Source organism: Saccharopolyspora shandongensis (assembly GCF_900106995.1).
GTDB classification, from domain to species: domain Bacteria; phylum Actinomycetota; class Actinomycetes; order Mycobacteriales; family Pseudonocardiaceae; genus Saccharopolyspora; species Saccharopolyspora shandongensis.
In genome coordinates this window covers 39,785-57,766 of the sequence record NZ_FNOK01000053.1, presented here as the reverse complement: position 1 = coordinate 57,766, position 17,982 = coordinate 39,785, and the positions used below count along the sequence as shown (strand labels likewise).

18 protein-coding genes are annotated in these 17,982 nt (G+C 71.8%); 8 read left to right on the top strand and 10 right to left on the bottom strand.

All coding sequences use genetic code 11. The annotated features are described in order from the left end of the window. Positions 1–90 precede the first annotated feature (90 nt). Positions 91–1,023 carry an aspartate carbamoyltransferase catalytic subunit gene (locus tag BLW84_RS36695; RefSeq protein WP_093275326.1) on the bottom strand — a complete coding sequence of 311 codons (933 nt, stop codon included), beginning with the start codon at positions 1,021–1,023 and terminating at the stop codon, positions 91–93. Further along, complete coding sequence (pyrR, locus tag BLW84_RS36690) at positions 1,023–1,628, bottom strand: bifunctional pyr operon transcriptional regulator/uracil phosphoribosyltransferase PyrR (protein WP_093275323.1); 606 nt, start codon at positions 1,626–1,628, stop codon at positions 1,023–1,025. Before pyrR ends, BLW84_RS36695 begins: the two co-directional genes overlap by 1 nt. A 288-nt stretch (positions 1,629–1,916) precedes the next feature. Here pyrR and bldD point away from each other — a divergent pair, with 288 nt between their 5' ends. Next, on the top strand, positions 1,917–2,405 hold the full coding sequence (gene bldD, locus BLW84_RS36685; RefSeq protein WP_010311046.1) for a transcriptional regulator BldD: 489 nt from the start codon (positions 1,917–1,919) through the stop codon (positions 2,403–2,405). Positions 2,406–2,624: 219 nt separating this feature from the next. Here bldD and nusB read toward each other — a convergent pair whose 3' ends face one another. From nusB to BLW84_RS36670, 3 genes are all read right to left on the bottom strand, one after another. Beyond that, positions 2,625–3,068 carry a transcription antitermination factor NusB gene (nusB, locus tag BLW84_RS36680; protein WP_093275321.1) on the bottom strand — a complete coding sequence of 148 codons (444 nt, stop codon included), beginning with the start codon at positions 3,066–3,068 and terminating at the stop codon, positions 2,625–2,627. Positions 3,069–3,119: 51 nt separating this feature from the next. Next, the gene (gene efp, locus BLW84_RS36675; protein WP_093275318.1) at positions 3,120–3,686 is read right to left on the bottom strand and encodes an elongation factor P; all 567 of its coding nucleotides are present in this window, start codon (positions 3,684–3,686) and stop codon (positions 3,120–3,122) included. Between the two features lie 82 nt (positions 3,687–3,768). Further along, on the bottom strand, positions 3,769–4,878 hold the full coding sequence (locus tag BLW84_RS36670) for a M24 family metallopeptidase (protein WP_093275315.1): 1,110 nt from the start codon (positions 4,876–4,878) through the stop codon (positions 3,769–3,771). A gap of 115 nt (positions 4,879–4,993) precedes the next feature. Here BLW84_RS36670 and BLW84_RS36665 point away from each other — a divergent pair, with 115 nt between their 5' ends. Beyond that, a complete protein-coding gene (locus BLW84_RS36665) occupies positions 4,994–5,515 on the top strand; it encodes a methylated-DNA--[protein]-cysteine S-methyltransferase (RefSeq protein WP_093275312.1) in 522 nt (173 codons plus the stop codon). Positions 5,516–5,543: 28 nt separating this feature from the next. Here BLW84_RS36665 and BLW84_RS36660 read toward each other — a convergent pair whose 3' ends face one another. After that, entirely contained in the window at positions 5,544–6,206 is a 663-nt protein-coding gene (locus tag BLW84_RS36660; protein ID WP_093275310.1) for a spermidine synthase, read from the bottom strand. Positions 6,207–6,395: 189 nt separating this feature from the next. Between BLW84_RS36660 and BLW84_RS36655 the strand changes: the two genes are divergently transcribed. Next, positions 6,396–7,568 (top strand): glycoside hydrolase family 64 protein, encoded by a 1,173-nt coding sequence (locus BLW84_RS36655; protein ID WP_093275307.1) that lies wholly within the window; start codon positions 6,396–6,398, stop codon positions 7,566–7,568. Here BLW84_RS36655 and BLW84_RS36650 read toward each other — a convergent pair. After that, positions 7,543–8,910, bottom strand: a complete 1,368-nt coding sequence (locus tag BLW84_RS36650) for an MFS transporter (RefSeq protein ID WP_093275305.1) — start codon at positions 8,908–8,910, stop codon at positions 7,543–7,545. The two genes, BLW84_RS36655 and BLW84_RS36650, sit on opposite strands and share 26 nt — an antisense overlap. Between BLW84_RS36650 and BLW84_RS36645 the strand changes: the two genes are divergently transcribed. Continuing rightward, on the top strand, positions 8,909–9,877 hold the full coding sequence (locus BLW84_RS36645) for a GlxA family transcriptional regulator (RefSeq protein ID WP_093275302.1): 969 nt from the start codon (positions 8,909–8,911) through the stop codon (positions 9,875–9,877). The genes BLW84_RS36650 and BLW84_RS36645 overlap by 2 nt on opposite strands. A gap of 17 nt (positions 9,878–9,894) precedes the next feature. On the opposite strand, the gene BLW84_RS36640 is transcribed toward BLW84_RS36645, so the two are convergent. Continuing rightward, positions 9,895–10,785, bottom strand: a complete 891-nt coding sequence (locus BLW84_RS36640; protein ID WP_093275301.1) for an MBL fold metallo-hydrolase — start codon at positions 10,783–10,785, stop codon at positions 9,895–9,897. A 132-nt stretch (positions 10,786–10,917) separates the two neighbouring features. Between BLW84_RS36640 and BLW84_RS36635 the strand changes: the two genes are divergently transcribed. From BLW84_RS36635 to BLW84_RS36620, 4 genes are all read left to right on the top strand, one after another. Then, complete coding sequence (locus BLW84_RS36635; RefSeq protein ID WP_093275298.1) at positions 10,918–11,121, top strand: hypothetical protein; 204 nt, start codon at positions 10,918–10,920, stop codon at positions 11,119–11,121. Continuing rightward, on the top strand, positions 11,108–12,442 hold the full coding sequence (locus BLW84_RS36630; protein ID WP_093275297.1) for an amidase: 1,335 nt from the start codon (positions 11,108–11,110) through the stop codon (positions 12,440–12,442). The genes BLW84_RS36635 and BLW84_RS36630 overlap by 14 nt, the downstream gene beginning before the upstream one ends. Positions 12,443–12,697: 255 nt before the next feature. Further along, on the top strand, positions 12,698–13,258 hold the full coding sequence (locus tag BLW84_RS36625; RefSeq protein WP_093275294.1) for a TetR/AcrR family transcriptional regulator: 561 nt from the start codon (positions 12,698–12,700) through the stop codon (positions 13,256–13,258). A gap of 81 nt (positions 13,259–13,339) precedes the next feature. Next, positions 13,340–13,999 (top strand): DUF4232 domain-containing protein, encoded by a 660-nt coding sequence (locus BLW84_RS36620; RefSeq protein ID WP_093275292.1) that lies wholly within the window; start codon positions 13,340–13,342, stop codon positions 13,997–13,999. Positions 14,000–14,039: 40 nt separating this feature from the next. On the opposite strand, the gene BLW84_RS36615 is transcribed toward BLW84_RS36620, so the two are convergent. Together BLW84_RS36615 and BLW84_RS36610 are read right to left on the bottom strand one after the other, a co-directional pair. After that, positions 14,040–15,761: a hydantoinase B/oxoprolinase family protein gene (locus BLW84_RS36615; RefSeq protein ID WP_093275289.1), complete on the bottom strand. Its 1,722-nt coding sequence runs from the start codon at positions 15,759–15,761 to the stop codon at positions 14,040–14,042. Next, complete coding sequence (locus tag BLW84_RS36610; RefSeq protein WP_093275287.1) at positions 15,758–17,851, bottom strand: hydantoinase/oxoprolinase family protein; 2,094 nt, start codon at positions 17,849–17,851, stop codon at positions 15,758–15,760. Before BLW84_RS36610 ends, BLW84_RS36615 begins: the two co-directional genes overlap by 4 nt. Between the last annotated feature and the right edge of the window lie 131 nt (positions 17,852–17,982).

Below are 17,982 nucleotides of genomic sequence, written 5' to 3'. Positions count from 1 at the left end.
CGCGTTTCGCGGTTTCTTGTGGCTGGTTTGCTTCACGTTCCCCTGAGGTGCGGTTGGGGAGGACTGGAGTTGACACTGGCACAGGACCGTTCATGACGTGATCTCCTCTCCCGCCAGCAGGTGGTAGAGCACCGCCATCCGCACGTGCACGCCATTGCTGACCTGCTGGGTGATAGCGGCGCGCGGCGAATCGGCCACGGCCGGCGCGATCTCCATGCCGCGCAGCATCGGGCCGGGGTGCAGGACCACCGCGTGCTCGGGCAGCCTGCCCAGCCGCGCCTCGTTGAGGCCGTAGGCGATCGAGTACTCCCGCGCCGACGGGAAGAAGCCGCCGTGCATCCGCTCGGCCTGGACCCGCAGCATCATCACGGCGTCCAGCTTCGGCAGCTCCGGGTCCAGCTCGTGGCGCACCTCCGCGCCCCACTGCTGCGCCCCGGCGGGCACCAGCGTCGGCGGCGCGACCAGCACCACCTCGGCGCCGAGGGTGCGCAGCAGGTGCACGTTCGAGCGCGCCACGCGGCTGTGCAGCAGGTCGCCGACGATGGCGATGCGGCGCCCGGCCAGCTCGCCCAGCCGCTCCCGCAGCGTCGCGGCGTCCAGCAGCGCCTGGGTGGGGTGCTCGTGCATGCCGTCGCCGGCGTTGATGATCTGGGTGCCGACCTCGTCGAGCCAGCCGGCCAGCCGTTGCGCCGCGCCCGAGGCGGGGTGCCGGACGATCACGCAGTCGGCGCCGGCGGCGGCCAGCGTCAGCGCGGTGTCGCGCAGCGACTCGCCCTTGTTGACCGAAGAACTGCTGGCCGAGACGTTGATCACGTCGGCGCTCATCCACTTCCCGGCGACCTCGAAGGACACCCGGGTGCGCGTGGAGTTCTCGTAGAACAGGGTCACCACGGTCCGGCCGCGCAGCGTCGGCAGCTTCTTGACCTCGCGCCCCAGCAGCGTCTGCTTCAGGGTGTCGGCGGTGTCGAGCACGCTCGTCGCGGTGGCGGCGTCCAGACCTTCGGTGGACAGCAGGTGTCGCATCAGCGGACCTCCTCGTCCTGCAGAGCGTCCGGGCGGCGCAGCACCACGCGGTCGGTGCCGTCGGTCTCGGCGAGCAGGACCGCAACGCCCTCGGAGCGCGAGGTGGGGACGTTCTTGCCGACGTAGTCGGCGCGGATCGGCAGTTCGCGGTGCCCGCGGTCGACCAGCACCGCCAGCTGAACCGCCCGCGGCCGGCCCTGGTCTCGCAGGGCGTCGAGGGCGGCCCGCACGGTCCGGCCGGAGAACAGCACGTCGTCGACGAGCACGACCAGCGCGTTGTCGATGCCCTGCGCGGGCAGGCTGGTGGGCTCCAGCGGACGGTTCGGGCGGTGCCGCAGGTCGTCGCGGTAGAGCGTGATGTCGAGGATGCCGGTGGGCACCGTCACGCCGCTGAACTCGCTGATCTTCGCGGCCAGCCGCTGGGCCAGCGAAGTTCCCCTCGTCGGGATGCCCAGCAGCACCACATCGTCGCTTCCGGTGTCCAGCGCGGTCTTCTCGATGATCTGGTGGGCGATCCGGGCTATCGTGCGCGCAACGTCACCGGCCGAGAGCAGCTCCCGCTGCCCGACCGGATCCGTCGCGTCCGCCGGTTGGCGTGACGCCACGGTGCGACCTCCTTCCCCGCCTCACGGGACGGGTCCTTAAAGGATGGTGTGTGAGCTGCCCCGCAGTCTCTGGTTCGGAAACCAGTGCCGACCACCGGGCTGCCTTGTACGCTATCAGCGCCGCGAGGTCAATCGACCGGGTGGTGTGGTGGTGTTCGCCGCATTGCCAGCAAAGACCAACTTGACCTGGTGACGCTCGCGAGCGAACATTACTCTCCGTATCGATCTGAGCTTTGCTCCCCGGTCGCCGTTATCGGCTAACGGGGCGAACGAACGGAGAAACGCCACATGGGCGACTACGCCAAGGCGCTGGGCAGCAAGCTCCGCGCTATCCGCCAGCAGCAGGGTCTGTCGCTGCACGGCGTCGAGCAGAAGTCTGGCGGGCGGTGGAAGGCCGTGGTCGTCGGGTCCTATGAGCGAGGCGACCGTGCGGTGACCGTGCAGAAGCTGGCCGAACTGGCCGACTTCTACGGTGTTCCGGTCGCGGAACTGCTTCCCGAAGGCCGGGTGCCCTCCGGCGCCGAACCTGCCACCAAGGTTGTGATCAACCTGGAGCGGCTGCAGCAGCTACCTGCGGAGAAGGTGGGCCCGCTGGCCCGCTACGCGGCCACCATCCAGAGCCAGCGCGGTGACTACAACGGCAAGGTGCTGTCCATCCGCACCGAGGACCTGCGATCCCTGGCCATCATCTACGACATGACGCCAGGCGAGCTCACCGAGCAGCTCATCGACTGGGGCGTGCTTCCCCCGGAGGCCCGCCCAGCCCGGGAGGAGTGACACAACACCCGGCCCACCCGTTCGTGTGGGCCGGGCACGTGACGGGGCACCCACCGCGACCATCGGCCGCAACGGGTGCCCCTTCGTTTTGCCCGGTCAGCCGACCACGGCCCGCGCCCGATCCGCGGCCCAGTCACCCGATCGGGGGTACGACGCGATGAGGGGCACCCCTGGCCGGTCTCCCGGCCCGGGGTGCCCCTCATCTGTAACTCGTTCGGACTACTCCGCCGCAGTCTGCTCCGGGCGGACCGACTTGCGGAGCCGGTCGCCGATGCCCGCGATGCGGCCCAGCACGCCGTTGACGAAGCGCGGCGAGTCGTCCGTGGACAGCGCCTTGACCAGCTCCACGGCCTCGTCGATGGCCACCGCCGGCGGCACGTCGTCGCTCCACAGCAGCTCGTACAGGCCCAGCCGCAGCACCGAGCGGTCGACCGCGGGCATCCGCCCCAGCGACCAGCCCTCGGCGTGCTGCGTGAGCACCTCGTCGATCCGCTCCCGGTTCGCCGTCACGCCCTCGACCAGGGCGATCGTGTAGTCGCCGACCGGCGGGACCTCCGGTGAGCCGACGCGGTCGGCCAGCAGGGTCACGGCGTCGACGCCGCGCTGATCGGCCTCGTAGAGGAAATCCACGGCACGCTTGCGTGCCTTGCTCCGAGAACCCACCTCACACCCTCTTTCCGGCCGGACCGAATGCCGCGGCCGACGGGCAGGCGATCATTTGCTGCTGACGCGGCTGAGGTACCGGCCGTCGCGCGGGTCGACCTTCACCTTGTCACCGGTGTTGAGGAACAGCGGGACCTGGATCTCCGCACCGGTCTCCAGCGTGGCGGGCTTGGTGCCGCCGGTGGAGCGGTCGCCCTGCAGGCCCGGGTCGGTGTGCGAGACGACGAGCTCGACCGAGGCGGGCAGTTCGACGTACAGCGGGGCCTCGTCGTGGCGGGCCACGACGACGGCGCTGTTCTCCAGCATGTAGTTCGCGGCGTCCCCGACGACGTCGGCCGAGATGTTGACCTGGTCGTAGGTGTCGGGGTCCATGAACACGTAGTCGGTGCCGTCGTTGTAGAGGTAGGTCATCTCGCGGCGGTCGACGTTCGCGGTGTCCACCTTGACGCCGGCGTTGAAGGTCTTGTCCACGACCTTGCCGGAGAGGACGTTCTTCAGGGTGGTGCGAACGAAGGCGCCGCCCTTGCCGGGCTTGACGTGCTGGAAGTTCACGACGGTCCACAACTGGCCGTCGATGTTGAGCACCAGTCCGTTCTTCAGGTCGTTCGTGGATGCCACGGTAGGGGTCTCTCCTGTGGTGATGGCTTGGGCGTGTTGCCGACGCGAACCGGATTCCGGCGTACCGGCGCACCTCGGCGCGTCAGACTTCGACGAGCTCCTTCGTCGTCAAGGTGAGGAGCTCCGGCGTGCTGGGACGCACGACCAGCGTGTCCTCGATGCGGACCCCGCCCTGCCCTGCCAGGTAGACACCAGGCTCGACGGTGACCGCCATCCCGGCGCCGATTCTACCGTCCCCCCGCTGCGACAACGCCGGTGCCTCGTGGATCTCCAGGCCGACGCCGTGTCCTAGGCCGTGCAGGAACTGCTCGCCGTAGCCAGCGTCCTCGATCACCTTGCGGGCCGCGGTGTCCACCGCCTTCACGTCGGCGTCGACGGCGAGGGCGGCCCGGCCGGCGGCCTGCGAGGCGCGCACCAGCTCGTAGATCTCGCGCTGCCAATCCGCCGCCTTGCCGAGCACCACGGTCCGGGTCATGTCCGAGTGGTAGCCGTCGACGAGCGCGCCGAAATCCATCTTCACGAGGTCGCCGGCCGCCAGCACCGCGTCGGTGGGCCGGTGGTGCGGCACCGCGGAGTTCGCCCCGGCGGCGATGATCGTCTCGAACGACGGTCCGGCCGCGCCGTGGTCGAGCATCCGGGTCTCCAGCTCGCGGGCGACCTCCAGCTCGGTGCGGCCGGGGCGCAGCCCGCCGTGCGCGATGAGGTCGGCCAGCGCCCGGTCGGCGGCCGCGCACGCCATCCGCAGCGCGTCGATCTCGGTCTCGTCCTTGATCAGCCGCAGCTGCTCGACGAGGCCGGGCGCGCGCACCAGCTCCGCCTCGCTCACCGCGGCGGCCAGCAGGTCGCGGCCATCGACGGTGACGTGCTGGCTTTCGAAGCCGACGCGGCGGTGCCCGGCGGCGTCGGCCCCGATCCGCTCGGCCAGCGCCAGATCGCTCGGCCGGTCGATGACCCGCTCCAGGTCCGGCACCTGCGCCTCGGCCTGGATCAGGTACCGGCCGTCGGTGCAGAACACCGTCCGCGACTCGGTCCCCGGCTCGTCGGCGGCGTGCACCACCAGCGCCGCGTTGGATCCGGTGAAGCCGGTCAGGTAGCGGATGTTGAGCAGACCGGTCACCAACATCGCGTCCAGTTCCCGCTCGCGCAGCTGGTCGCGGAGGGCGTGGCGCCGGTGGGCGTGCGTTTCGGGCATGTTTCGGAGCCTAGCTCGCGCCGTGGCGAACGGGCCTGGTCACGCCAACGTCGGCGGGAAGCCGCCACGAGCTTGCGCGGCCCGGCGCGTCGGTGCAGGGCGCTACCCTCCCGGCATGTCGCTGACGTGGAGCGCGTTGGACAGTCCCGTCGGAGAGCTGACGGTCGTCGCGGCCGCCGGCGAGGTGTGCCGGGTCGCCTTCGCCGCGCCGGACCGGGCGCTCGGCGAGTTCGACGGCGTCGAGCCGAGCCGGGACACCGGTGTGGCGGCCGAGGCCGCGCGGCAGCTCGGCGAGTACTTCTCGCGCGGGCGCCGGGAATTCGACGTGCCGATCGCGTGGGCACCGATGGAGGGCCTGCGGCTGCACGTGTTGCGCACGCTGCACGAGCTGGTGCCCTTCGGCGAGACGGTGAGCTACAAGCGGCTGGCGGAGCTGTCCGGGCGGCCGGAGGCCTCGCGGGCGGTCGGCACGATCATGGGCAGCAATCCGGTGCCGCTGCTGGTGCCGTGCCACCGGGTGCTGGCCAGCGGCGGCGGCCTCGGCGGGTTCGGCCCCGGCCTGGAGGCCAAGCGGCGGCTGCTGGTGCTGGAGGGCGTCTTGGAGCCCAGCCTGCTGGAGCTCGACCTGCTCTCGTGAGTGAAAGTTCTGGCAAGAACCGGAATTTTCACTCCCGAGCGCGGCGGCCCAGGAACAGGTGGTAGGTCGTCTCCTGCTGCCCCAGGGTCACCGGGATCGGGATCTCCTCGCAGTTGCCGAAGACCTCGTGCATGGCGGCGCTCAGGTCCGGGGAGGCGTCGGCCGACCAGATCGCCACGATGCCTGCCGGGGTGAGCTTTTCCCTGCAGCGGACCAGGAAATCGGCCCGGTAGAGAGCGGAATTGCCGTCGTAGACGAGGAAGTCCGGCCCGTTGTCCACATCGAGCAGCAGGACGTCGAAGCTGCCGGGTGGTTGCGCGTCGAGCACCTCGGCGACGTCGCCGACGCGGAACACCACGCGGTCGTCCCGGATCGCGTCGGCGGTTTCGGGGACGAGCCCGCGGCGGTGCCAGTCGATCAGGTCCGGCTCGATCTCGACGACGTGCGCTTCGCGGACCCGCGGATCCGCCAGCACCTCCCGCAGCGTGAACCCCAGTCCCAGGCCGCCGACCAGCACCCGGTCGGTCCGGGCGGCGGCCCGCAGGGTGGCGCCGGCGAGCAGCCGTTCGGTCTCGGTGTGCACGGTGTCCATCACGAAAACGCCGTTGACCCGGAGCTCCAGGACGCCTTCCCGGCGGAGCAGCACGAGTTCCCCGCGTTCGGAATCGTTGCGCGCGACTTGTTCCGTCATCGCCACCAAAGTTAGCCAACCCGGCGGCGGGGCGGCCGAACCACCTGGCCGGCCGTTGTCCGGTTTTGGCCGGTCGGGTGAGCCGGTTCGGGTAGTCGGCGGCGGCGCTTCGGGGTATTGGCGGCCGATGAGAGCGCTCCCACAATTGTTGTGACCCAAAACTTATTCCCCACCCCGAAGGGAAGCGCCGTGCTCAGCAGACGATCCTTCCTCGGCGGCGTCTCGGCCGCCGCCCTCGCCGTCCCCGCCATCGGCGGCCTCGCCGCCGCCCCGGCCTTCGCCGGCCGCCGCGCTCCCGACGTCCCGCTACCGCTGACGATCGTCAACCGCAGCGGCCAGTTCGACAACGCCTCCATCTGGGTCTACGTCGTCGGCGTGAACCTCGACTCCGGCGAGCAGTGCCGGGTCGCGCCGGACGGGCAGCTGGTGCCGGTTTCGCCGTCCGACAACGGTTCCGACGGCTTCGCCGACTACGCCATCCCGCTGCAGGGCAGCGGCGACACGACCCTGAACCTGCCGAGCATGTCCGGCCGGATCTACTTCGCGCTCGGCGAGAAGCTGAAGTTCAAGGTCGTCTCGGGCGGCGACGGCAAGCCCGCGCTGCAGTATCCGGCGGGCTGGGTCGACACCGACCCGAACCACTCGATCCTGCACGACACCGTCGAATTCACCCTCAAGCCCGACGGGATGTACTGCAACACGACGATGGTCGACATGTTCAGCGTGCCGCTGTCGATCCGGCTGCAGGGCGCGCAGGACCAGACCACGGGCACGGTGCCCGCCGGGGGCCGCGAGAAGATCCTCAGCGGTGTCACCGAGAACGCGGACTTCGCCGGGCTGCGGCAGCAGGACCTGCGGGTGATCGCGCCGGGCCACGGGCTCGACCTCGGCGCGTTCTCCGGCACCTACTACGACTCCTACATCGACGAGGTCTGGGCCAAGTACCAGGGCAGCCGGCTGAAGGTGAACACCGGCGACGGCCGGATCTTCACCGGCCAGATCTCCGGCGACACCTTCAACTTCGACGGTGGCGTGCAGCCGATCGGCCGACCATCCACACGGGACGTGCTGTTCTGCGACGGCGCGCTGGCCGCCCCGAACGACGGCATCACCGGTCCGGTGGCGGCCATCCTGGGCGCCGGCTTCAACCGCTCCATCCTGCTGGACCTGGCCGACCAGCCCGGCACCGATCCGGCCGCGTTCTACCAGCACCAGGTCACCAACCACTTCGCCAAGGTGATGCACGCCAACACCGAGGACGGCAAGGCCTACGGGTTCGCCTTCGACGACGTGGCCGGTTTCGCCTCCTACGTCCAGGACGGCGCGCCGAAGTCGATCACCGTGACGCTGACCCCGTGGTGACCGGCGCCGGCTTCGACCGCGGCCCGGCGACCCGGATCGACACCGAGAACGCCGTCGCCAGCAGGCAGAGCAGGCCCGCGCCGTACCAGGCGGCGGCGTAGTCGCCGAACTGGTCGCGCACCACGCCCGCGATGCTGGCGATGGCCGCCGCGCCGATCTGGTGCGAGGCGAACACCCAGCCGAACACCACCGAGGCGCGGGGCCCGAAGTGCTCGCGGCACAGCGCCATGGTCGGCGGCACGGTGGCCACCCAGTCCAGCCCGTAGAACACCACGAACAGCACCATGCTCGCTTCCACCGAGGGGCCGAGCAGCTGCGGCAGCACGAACAGCGACAGGCCGCGCAGCGTGTAGTAGGCGGCGAGCAGCAGGCGCGGGTTGACCTTGTCGGTCAGCCAGCCGGAGAGCACGGTGCCGAGGACGTCGAAGACGCCGATCACCGCGAGCAGCCCGGCGGCGGTCGTGGTCGGCATGCCGTGGTCGTGCGCGGCGGGCACGAAGTGCGTGTTCACCAGTCCGTTGGTGCTCGCCCCGCAGATCGCGAATCCGCCCGCCAGCAGCCAGAAAGCGGGCTTGCGGGCCGCGTCGCGAAGGGCGCGGAGCGCGACCGCGGCCGGGTTGCCGCGGTCGCGCTCCGGCTCCGGCTCGTCGCCCGTCGCGCCGTAGGCGGTGACGCCGGCGTCGCGGGGGTGATCGCGCATCACCAGCCGCACCAGAAGGCCGACCAGCAGTGCGGTGCCGGCGATGACCAGCGAGGTGAAGCGCCAGCCGTCGCTCTCGACGAGCACGGCCGCCAGCGGCAGGAAGATCAGCTGGCCGGTCGCGCTGCCCGCGGTCAGCACGCCGCTGACGAGCCCGCGCCGCTGCACGAACCACCGATCGACCACTGTGGACACGAAGGCCAGTGCCATCGACCCGGTGCCCAGGCCCACGAGGAGGCCCCAGCACACGATCAGCTGCCAGCTTGCGGTCATGAACACCGTCAGACCGCTGCCGGCCGCGATGAGCAGCAGCGCCGCGACGGTGACCCGGCGGATGCCGAAGCGCGCCATCAGCGCCGCGGCGAACGGCGCGGTCAGGCCGTAGAGGAGGAGGTTCAGCGACACGGCGGCCGAGATGACGCTGTGCGGCCAGCCGAACTCGTCGTGCAGCGGATTCATGAACACGCCGGGCATCGACCGGAAGGCGGCAGATCCGAGCAAGGCGATGAAGGCGACGACCGCCACCCACCAGGCGGGGTGGACGCGTCGCGCGGTCCCAGTACTGATCACATCGAAAGCCTCGCCGAACCGGTGGCCCGGAACCAGTGGCCGGAGGGACAATATGTGAGATGATCCGGCCATGGCCAACCCGCACCGGATCGCCGTCCTGGGGCTCTCCGACGTCGTCGGCTTCGACCTGGTGATCCCCCCGCAGGTCTTCTCCGGCGCCCGCGACGAGCACGGGGAGCCGCTCTACGACGTCCAGGTCTGCAGCCTCGACGGCGGCCCGATCCAGACCACCAAGGGCTTCTCGATCCTGCCCGGGGCCAGCCCGGACTTCCTGGCCGCGCCGGACACGCTGATCATCCCGGGCACCTACGCCGAAGGGCCGCGCACGGACGGCAGCCTGTCCCCCGAACTCGCCGGCTACCTGGCCGGATTGCCCGGAACCACGCGGATCATGTCGATCTGCACCGGCGCGTTCGTGCTCGCGGCGGCGGGCCTGCTCGACGGCCGCCCGGCCACCACGCACTGGGAGCACGTGGCGCGCTTCCGGCTGCTGTACCCGCAGGTGGAGCTGCATCCGGACGTGCTCTTCGTGGACGACGGCGACGTGCTGACCTCGGCAGGCGTGGCCGCCGGGATCGACCTGTGCCTGCACGTGCTCCGCCGCGACCACGGCAGCGAGGTGGCCAACCGCGCGGCCCGGTCCTGCGTCGTGCCGCCGTGGCGGGACGGCGGCCAGTCCCAGTTCATCGAGCGGCCGCTTCCGGAGACCAGCGGCTCCGGCACCGCGCCGACGCGGGCGTGGCTGCTGGAACGGCTCACCGAGCCGCTCACCCTGGACGACGCGGCGGCGCACGCCGGGATGAGCGTGCGGACCTTCACCCGCCGGTTCCGGGAGGAGACCGGCACCAGCCCGCTGGACTGGCTGCTGCAGCAGCGCATCGAGCACGCCCGCCACCTGCTGGAGGCCACGGATCTGCCGATCGACGCGGTGGCCGAGCAGTCCGGCCTGAACACCGCGGCATCACTGCGCAAGCACCTGCGGCTGCGCCTCGGCACCAGCCCCGCGGCCTACCGCCGCACGTTTCGCCGCGGCGCCTAGAACCGCACCGCCGGCGTCTAGCGGCCTCCGGGGACCGGCACGAGGCGGTAGGCGTCGCCGTCGGTGATCACCCGGCCCGCCGTCGGCGGCGGGAAGTGCGTGCCCAGCAACAAGGTTCCCGTGTCGGCGAGGGCGGCGAGCAGCGATCGGCGCGTGGCCCCGGCCCGTTCCGGGTCGATGTCGACGCAGCTGCCGATGGCCGGGTGGGCGAGCTGGACGGGGTGGTGGACGCAGTCGCCGGTGATCAGCGCCGTCTCGCCGCCGCTGCGCACCTGGACGGCGACGTGGCCGGGCGTGTGCCCGGGGGTGGGCAGCAGGCGCAGGCCCGGCGCGACCTCGGTGCCCTCGGCCGGGACGTCGACCAGGTCGAGCAGGCCCGCGTCCTCGACGGGGTGCACGGAGTCCCGGAACATCTGCCGCCGCGGCTCGTCCATGTCGTAGCCGGCCCAGAACTCCCGCTCGGCGCGGGAGACGACGTAGCGGGCGCGGGGGAAGGTGGGAACCCATTCGCCGCCCGCGTCGCGCGTGTTCCAGCCGACGTGGTCGGTGTGCAGGTGGGTGAGGACGACCAGATCAATGGATTCCGGGGCGAATCCGGCGGCGGCGAGGCGCTCCGGGTAGTCCGTCCGCAGGTCGTGCCACGCCGGGTTCGCCCGGGTCTTGCCGTTGCCGATGCCGGTGTCGACGAGGACGCGCAGTCCGCCCACGACCAGCGCGAAGCTGTGGCTGTCGAGGCGCAGGACGCCCTCGCGGTCCGCGAAGTCCGGGCGCAGCCAGTCCTGCCGCGCGACCACGTCCGCGGTGGCGTCGGGCAGCAGCCACGGCCCGGTCTCCGGCGGCAGGAGGACCTCGTCGATGCGGCGGACGGTCGTGTCGCCCACGGTCCACGTCGCGGCGGATTCGTTCATGGTGCGTCGTTTCCTCCGTCGGCCCGATCGCGGGCCGTCGACTAAAAGCTATCTGTTTGCTTTAAGTCACGATAGGCCCTACAGTCAGCTAACGCAAACGGTTAGCTTTTATTCGACAGGAGGACACCCCCCATGTCCACCGCTGGACTCACGCCGCCGGAGGCCGCCCGTTGGGCCGACCGCTCCGGGCTCCCGCTGGCGGCCGACCGCCACGCCGCGGTCGCGGCCACGGCCGAACACATCCACTCCGTGGTCTCGATCCTGCGGGAGCTGGACTTCGGGGACACCGCGCCCGCCCACCACGCAGACGAGGAGCCGCACGATGCAGCCGTATGAGCTGACCGTCGCGGCCGCCGCCGCGGAGATGCGGGCCGGGCGGCTGTCGCCCGTCGAACTGGTGGACTCGGTGCTCGGCCGCATCGAGCAGGTCGAGCCTCGCCTGCAAGCCTACGTCTCGGTGCTGGCGGATCGAGCGCGCCAGGAGGCGCGCGCGGCCGACCGATTCCAGGGTCCGCTGCGCGGAATTCCCATGGGGCTCAAGGACCTCATCGACGTCGCGGGCACGGCGACCACCGCGAGTTCCCGGGCGCGGGCCGGTCACCGCGCGGACGCCGACAGCACCGTCGCCGCACGCCTGGCGGCGGCAGGCGCCGTCCTGCTCGGCAAGACCCACACCCACGAGTTCGCCTACGGGCTGATCACGCCGCAGACGAACAACGCCTGGGACCAGGAGCGGATCGCCGGGGGTTCCAGCGGCGGGTCGGCCGTCGCGGTCGCGGCGGGCGCGGCGACGTTCGCCCTGGGCACCGACACCGGCGGATCGATCCGGGTGCCGGCCGCGCTGAACGGGGTGGTCGGCCTCAAGCCGACGTACGGCCTCGTGCCCCGGCGCGGCGTCACGTCGCTGTCCTGGTCCCTGGACCACGTCGGCCCCATCACCCGCACCGTCGAGGACGCGGCCCTGGTACTGGCCACCCTCGCCGGGCGCGACCCCGGCGAGCTCGCCGGAACCGACCTGACCGGCCTGCGCGTCGGCGTGCCGCGCAACCACTACTTCGACCGGGTCGCCCCGGAGGTCGAGGCCGCGGTCCGGCAGGCCATCGACCGCCTCGCGAGCCTCGGCGCCCGGCCCGTCGAGGTCGAGATCCCGATGACGCGCTACATCCAGGCGACGCACTGGGGCCTGATGGTCCCCGAGGCCGCCGCGTACCACGAGCAGACCCTGCGGACGGCCCCGGACGCCTACGGGCCCGATGTGCGCATCCTCCTCGAAGCCGGCGCCCTGATGCCCGCCGCCGACTACCTGCGCGCCCAGCGCGCGCAGACGCTGATGCGCCAGGAATGGGCGCGCATGATGGAGGAGGTGGACGTGATCGCCGCGCCGACGGTGCCGGTGACCGCCGTGCGCGCCGATGCGGGGTCGATCACCTGGCCCGATGGCACGAGCGAGACCGCCTCCGACGCCTACGTGCGCCTGTCCGCTCCCGCCAACGTCACCGGGGCGCCCTCGCTGTCCGTGCCGGTCGGGCGCGATGGGGCGGGCATGCCGATCGGCATGCAGCTGCTCGGGAAGCCCTTCGCGGAGGCCCTGCTCCTCCGGGTCGGGCACGCGTACGAGCAGACCGAGCCCGCCCGCGAGCTCGCGCCGGTGGCCTAGACGCCGCTAGAAGCAACGATCTTGTTTTAAGGGCTTTTCAGCATGCGGCGTCAGCCGCATGCGGTGTGGGACTCAGCTTGCACCGCCGCGGGTTCTCAGACAGCGGCCCGCCCCTGGGCTCTTGGCGAGGACAGCCCCGAAGCCGCGTATTGGTCATACGTAAGTCGGGGATCCCACAGTCCAGACGGCGTCTGAGGTTCCGCTTCCCGCACCGCCACGCAAATCCAATCTGAAATCGTCTCTTAAGGTTGGGCCATGAGCAGGAAGCCGATGGTGCGTCCGGGCGGACGCAGCGCCCGGGTCCAGGAAGCGGTGCACAACGCCGTGCGCGAGCTCGAGACCGAGGCGGGCCGGGACGCGCTGACTGTTCCGCTGGTGGCAACCCGCGCCGGGGTCACGCCGTCGACGATCTACCGCCGCTGGGGCGATCTGCAGGAGTTGCTGTCGGACGTGGCGGTCGAGCGGCTGCGCCCCGAGGCTCCGCCGGAGGACCGGGGCGCCCTGGCCGCCGACCTGACGGGCTGGGCCGAGCAGTTCCTGGAGGAGATGACCTCTCCCCCGGGCCGCGCCTACATCCGCGACGCGCTGCTCGGCGACCCGGACGGCAGCAACGCCGGTCAGTGCTCGGCCTACGCGGCCGAGCAGGTCGACGTCATCCTCGCCCGCGCGGCCGAACGCGGCGAGGGCGTGCCCGGCACGGAGGCGGTCATCGACCACGTCGTCGCCCCCATGATGTACCGCATCCTGTTCCGCCCCAACGATCTCGACGCCGCCTACGCCCGCGGGCTGGTCGCCGGGCTCCTCGGCGGCCGTTGATCACAGATCGAACAACTCCGGCAACCTCACCTGCGACCACGCGTCCTACGGCCGACATTGGTGCACGGAGAGGCGAAATCGATGATCCGAGCGAGGATTCTCGCGGTCGCGGCGGCTGCGCTGACCGTCGGGCTGACGGCCTGCAGCCCCGGCGGATCGGACGCGCAGGCTCCGGGATCCGTCATCCAGGACCCGCCCGCGAACTCGGCTCCCGCCGAGTCGCCCGAGTCCGGCTCGACGGGAACCACGGTCCCGGCCGCCGGCTCTGCGAGCTCCCGGCCGGAGCAGAAGCCCGACAACGGGCTCTGCAAGGCCACGGATCTCCAGCTGTCGTTCGGCAAGGGCGGCGCGGCGGCCGGCACCGCCTACCGCCCGCTGATCTTCACCAACACCAGCGGCGACCAGTGCGTGATCCAGGGCTTCCCGGGCGTGTCCTACGTCGGCGGCAACGACGGGCACCAGATCGGCGCGCCCGCCGCCCGGGTCGACGAGAAGGGGCCGGCGATCACCCTCCGGCCCGGCGAGAAGGCCTCCGCCGTGATCGGATTCGCGACCGTCGAGAACTACGAGACCGCCGTCTGCCGCCCGGAACCGGCCAAGGGCCTGCGGATCTACCCGCCGCAGGAAACGGCGTCGATGTTCATCGAGTTCGACTACTCCGAATCCGGCTGCGCGAACGACAAGCTGCCCGGCAACCAGCTCACCGTGCGGAGCATCGAGGCGGGTACCGGCGAGCGGTGATCCGCCCGTGGTGGGGCGCCTTCCCAAAGACGCCCCACCCTCAACGGCGCGGCGTCGAGCTGCGGACGCGGTAGGAGTCGGGCGGCCGCACCAGCGCGTCCGGGTCGCCGGTGTACTCGATCTCCACGCCGTAGAGCTCGCGCGCGGCGTCGATGCTCACGTAGCCGTTGACGACGTCGTCGAGCACGCGGTCGACCGGCCGGGCCTCCGGATGGCCGTAGCCGCCCCCGCCCGGGAAGCGCAGCCGCACCCGGGAGTCGGCGCCGAGCCGGACCAGCTGCTTGCGCGGCAGCTCCCGGTCGGTGCTCGCGTCGACGAATTCCCCTGGCGCGCCAGAAGATCCGGACTCGGCGCCGACGGCCGGGAAGTCGACGCGGTCGATGTTCGCGTTCACGGTCCAGCCGTGCGGCCCGTGCCGCGACACCTCCACCGATTGCCCCAGGCCGCCGCGGAACCGCCCCGCGCCACCGGAATCCGGCCGCAGCTCCCGGCGCCACTGCACCAGCGGCGTCAGGGTTTCCAGCACCTCGGTCGGCGCGGCGCGCACCCCGGTCGGGAAACCCGTGGTGTTCAGCCCGTCCTTGTCCGGCCGCGCGCCGGTCCCGCCCGCGCCGAAGACCGTCAGCGTGAACGGCTGCGGCTCGTCGATGCCCGCGCCGCGCCACACCGTCATCCACAGTGCGTCCGCGCTCACCGCCGGAAGACCGCCGGTCACGGCCGGGCGGAGCGCCTCGAAGAGCAGGCTGGGCAGGAAGTGCCCGACGAGGTGGCGGGAGGCGACGGGCGCGGGTTCGACGCAGTTGAGCACCGAACCGCGCGGCGCGACGACCTCCACCGGCCGGAACGACCCGGCGTTGTGCGGCACCTCCGGCGCCAGCGCCGCCTTGATCGCGAACGACGTGTACGCCCGGGTGTAGTTGAGCACCACGTTGACGCCGTGCGGGGACTGCGGCGAGGAGCCCGCGTAGTCGACGCGGACGGCGTCGCCGTCGACGGTCACCTCGACGGCCAGGTGGATCGCGTCGCCGTCGAAGCCGTCCGAGTCCATGCTCGCCGAGTACCTGCCGTCCGGGATCTCCCGCAGCGCCGCGCGCAGCGCCTGCTCGGAGCGCAGCATGATCTCGGCGGCGACCTCGTCGATGCCGTCGAGGCCGAATTCGTCCAGCATCCGGTCGAGGCTGCGGATGGCGACCTGGTTGGCCGAAACCTGCGCGTAGATGTCGCCCATCGTCTCGTTCGGCGTCCGCACGTTCGCCCGGATCAACCGCTCCAGCGTCCTATTAGGACCCTCCGCGGTCCGCAGCTTCAGGATCGGCAGCCGCAGCCCCTCCTCGAAGACCTCGGTGGCCGCCGCGGACAGGATCCGGCCGCCGATGTCCGGCGAGTGGCAGCAGCTGGCGAACCACGCGACCAGCGCCCCGCCCCGGAACACCGGCGTGGCGATGGTGATGTCGTTGATCTGCCCCGAGGTCATCCACGGGTCGTTGGTGATCAGCACGTCGCCGTCAGCCAGGACCTCGGGCGGGTGCTCGGCGACGATGTGCCGCATCCCGGTGGCCATCGCGTTGATGTGCCCGGGAGTGCCGCCGCTGGACTGCCCCACCATCTCCCCCGCCGAGTTGAACACGGCGCAGGCCAGGTCCAGGGATTCGCGCACCACCGGGCTGAACGCGGTGTGCACCAGGGCGGCCTGCTGCTCGTCGAGCAGCGAGTGCAGCCGGTTGGCGACCAGGCCGACCAGCACCGGATCGACGCGGCTCATCGGGAACCTCCCACGGCGAACTCGACGAAGATGCTGCTGTCGGCCTCGACGGTGCAGCGCGCACCGGGCGGGACGAGCAGCGTCGCTTCCCGCTCCTCCACGAGCGCGGGCCCGGTCAGCACCGCGCCGGGGCGCAACCGGTAGCGGTCGTAGACCGGCGTCGGCGCGTAGCCGTCCGGCGAGAAGTAGGCGTCGCGGTGCCCGATCAACGCGTCTCGTCCGTCCGAAGTGGACTCGAAGCCGAGCCGGGCGGCCGGTTCCGGGCCGCGCGCGGTGACCCGCCAGGTGAGCAGTTCCGGCTCGACGCCGGCCGGGGCGACCGTGCCGAAGCGCTGCGCGTACTGCCGCCGGAAGCTCGCCAGCACCTCGTCGCGCCAGCCGTCGCCGACCGGCGGGACCGGCACCTCGATCTCGCTGCCCTGCCCGACGAACCGCATCTCCAGCGTCCGCTCGTGGACGACGTCGGCGGCCGCGACCCCGGACGCGGTCAGCACCTCGGCGCCCTCGCTTTCCATCTCCGCGAACAGCGCCCGCGCCTCGTCGAGCCCGATCTCGCCGAGCAGCGCGTGCCGGGACCGGACGATGTCGATCGACATCGGCGCGGACAGGAAGCCCAGCGCGCTGAGCACCCCGGCGGCCGGCGGCGCGACCATCGAGGGCGACCCGAGCGCCCGCGCCACGCCCGGGCCGTGCAGCGGCCCGTTGCCGCCCGAGACGAACAGCGGCAGCCGCCCTGGATCCTGCCCGCGCTCGATGGCGTGCACCCGGGCGGCGTTGGCCATGTTCTCGTTCGCCGTGGTGTGGATGCCCCACGCCGCCTCCGGGACGGACACGCCCAGCCGGTCCGCGACCTGTTCCCGGATCGCCGACGCGGCGGCCGCCGCGTCCAGCGGCATGTCGCCGCCCAGGAACCGGGCCGGGTCGAGGTAGCCGAGCACGACGTCCGCATCGGTGACGGTGCACCGCGTGCCGCCGCGCCCGTAGCTCACCGGCCCGGGTTCCGAGCCCGCCGAGTCGGGGCCGACGGTGATCAGGCCGAGCGGGTCGACGCGGGCGATCGAGCCGCCGCCGGTGCCGATCTCGATCATGTCGATCACCGGCGCCCGCACCGGCAGCCCGGAACCGGCGCGCAGCCGGTACACCCGGTCCACCTCGAAGGTGTGAGTGATCAGCGGGCGGTCCTGCTCGATCATGCAGAGCTTCGCGGTGGTGCCGCCCATGTCGAAGGCCAGCTGGTCCGGCCGCCGCGCGGTCCGGCCGAACGCGACGGCGCCCAGCGCACCGCCCGCCGGTCCCGACTCCAGCATCCGGATGGGGAACCGCCGCGCCACCTCGATCGCCGCGACGCCGCCGTTGGACAGCATGATCAGCGGATCGGTGCGCACCCCGAGCCCGCCGAGCCGGGCGCGCAGGTCCGCGAGGTAGTCCTCGACGAGTTGCTGCACGTAGACGTTCGCGAGGGTGGTGGAGCTCCGCTCGTACTCCCGGATCTCCGGGTTCACCTCGCTGGACAGCGCCACCCGCAGCTCCGGCGCGGCGGCTTCGAGGATCTCCCTGGCCTGCCGCTCGTGCTCGCCGTTGGTGTGGCTGTGCAGGAAGCAGACGGCGACGGCTTCGACGCCGGCGGCGGCGAGTTCGACGCCGAGCTGCTTGACGGCGGCCGCGTCCAGCGACGTCACCACCGCGCCGTCGGCGCGCACCCGTTCCCGCACGCCGAACCGCAGGTGCCGGGGCACGAGCGGGCGCGGCAGTTCGAGCCCGAGGTCGTAGAGCTCGTACCGGTGTTCGCGGCCCATCTCGACCACGTCGCGGAAGCCTTCGGTGGTGAGCAGCGCGGTGCGGGCGCCGCGGCGCTCGATCAGCGCGTTGGTCACCAGGGTCGTGCCGTGCACGACGGTCGCGATGTCGGCCGGGTCGAGCCGGTGATCCGCGATCGCCTGCCGCAGCACCGCTTCGACCGCCGCCGCGGGCTCGTGGTGGGTGGTCAGCGCCTTGCCCACGGCGACGATCCCGCTGTCGTCGAGGACCGCCAGGTCGGTGAAGGTGCCGCCGATGTCCACCCCGACCCGCAGCGCGCGTGAATCTGCCATTGGAACCCTCCGGTTCGACGGGGAGCGCAACCCGGGACAGTACGGATCGTCTGACGATCTGGCAACGGATCGTCAGACGATCCGTGCGGGTATCGCGAGGCCCGCCGGGTAAACTGCACGAACCGCGCGCG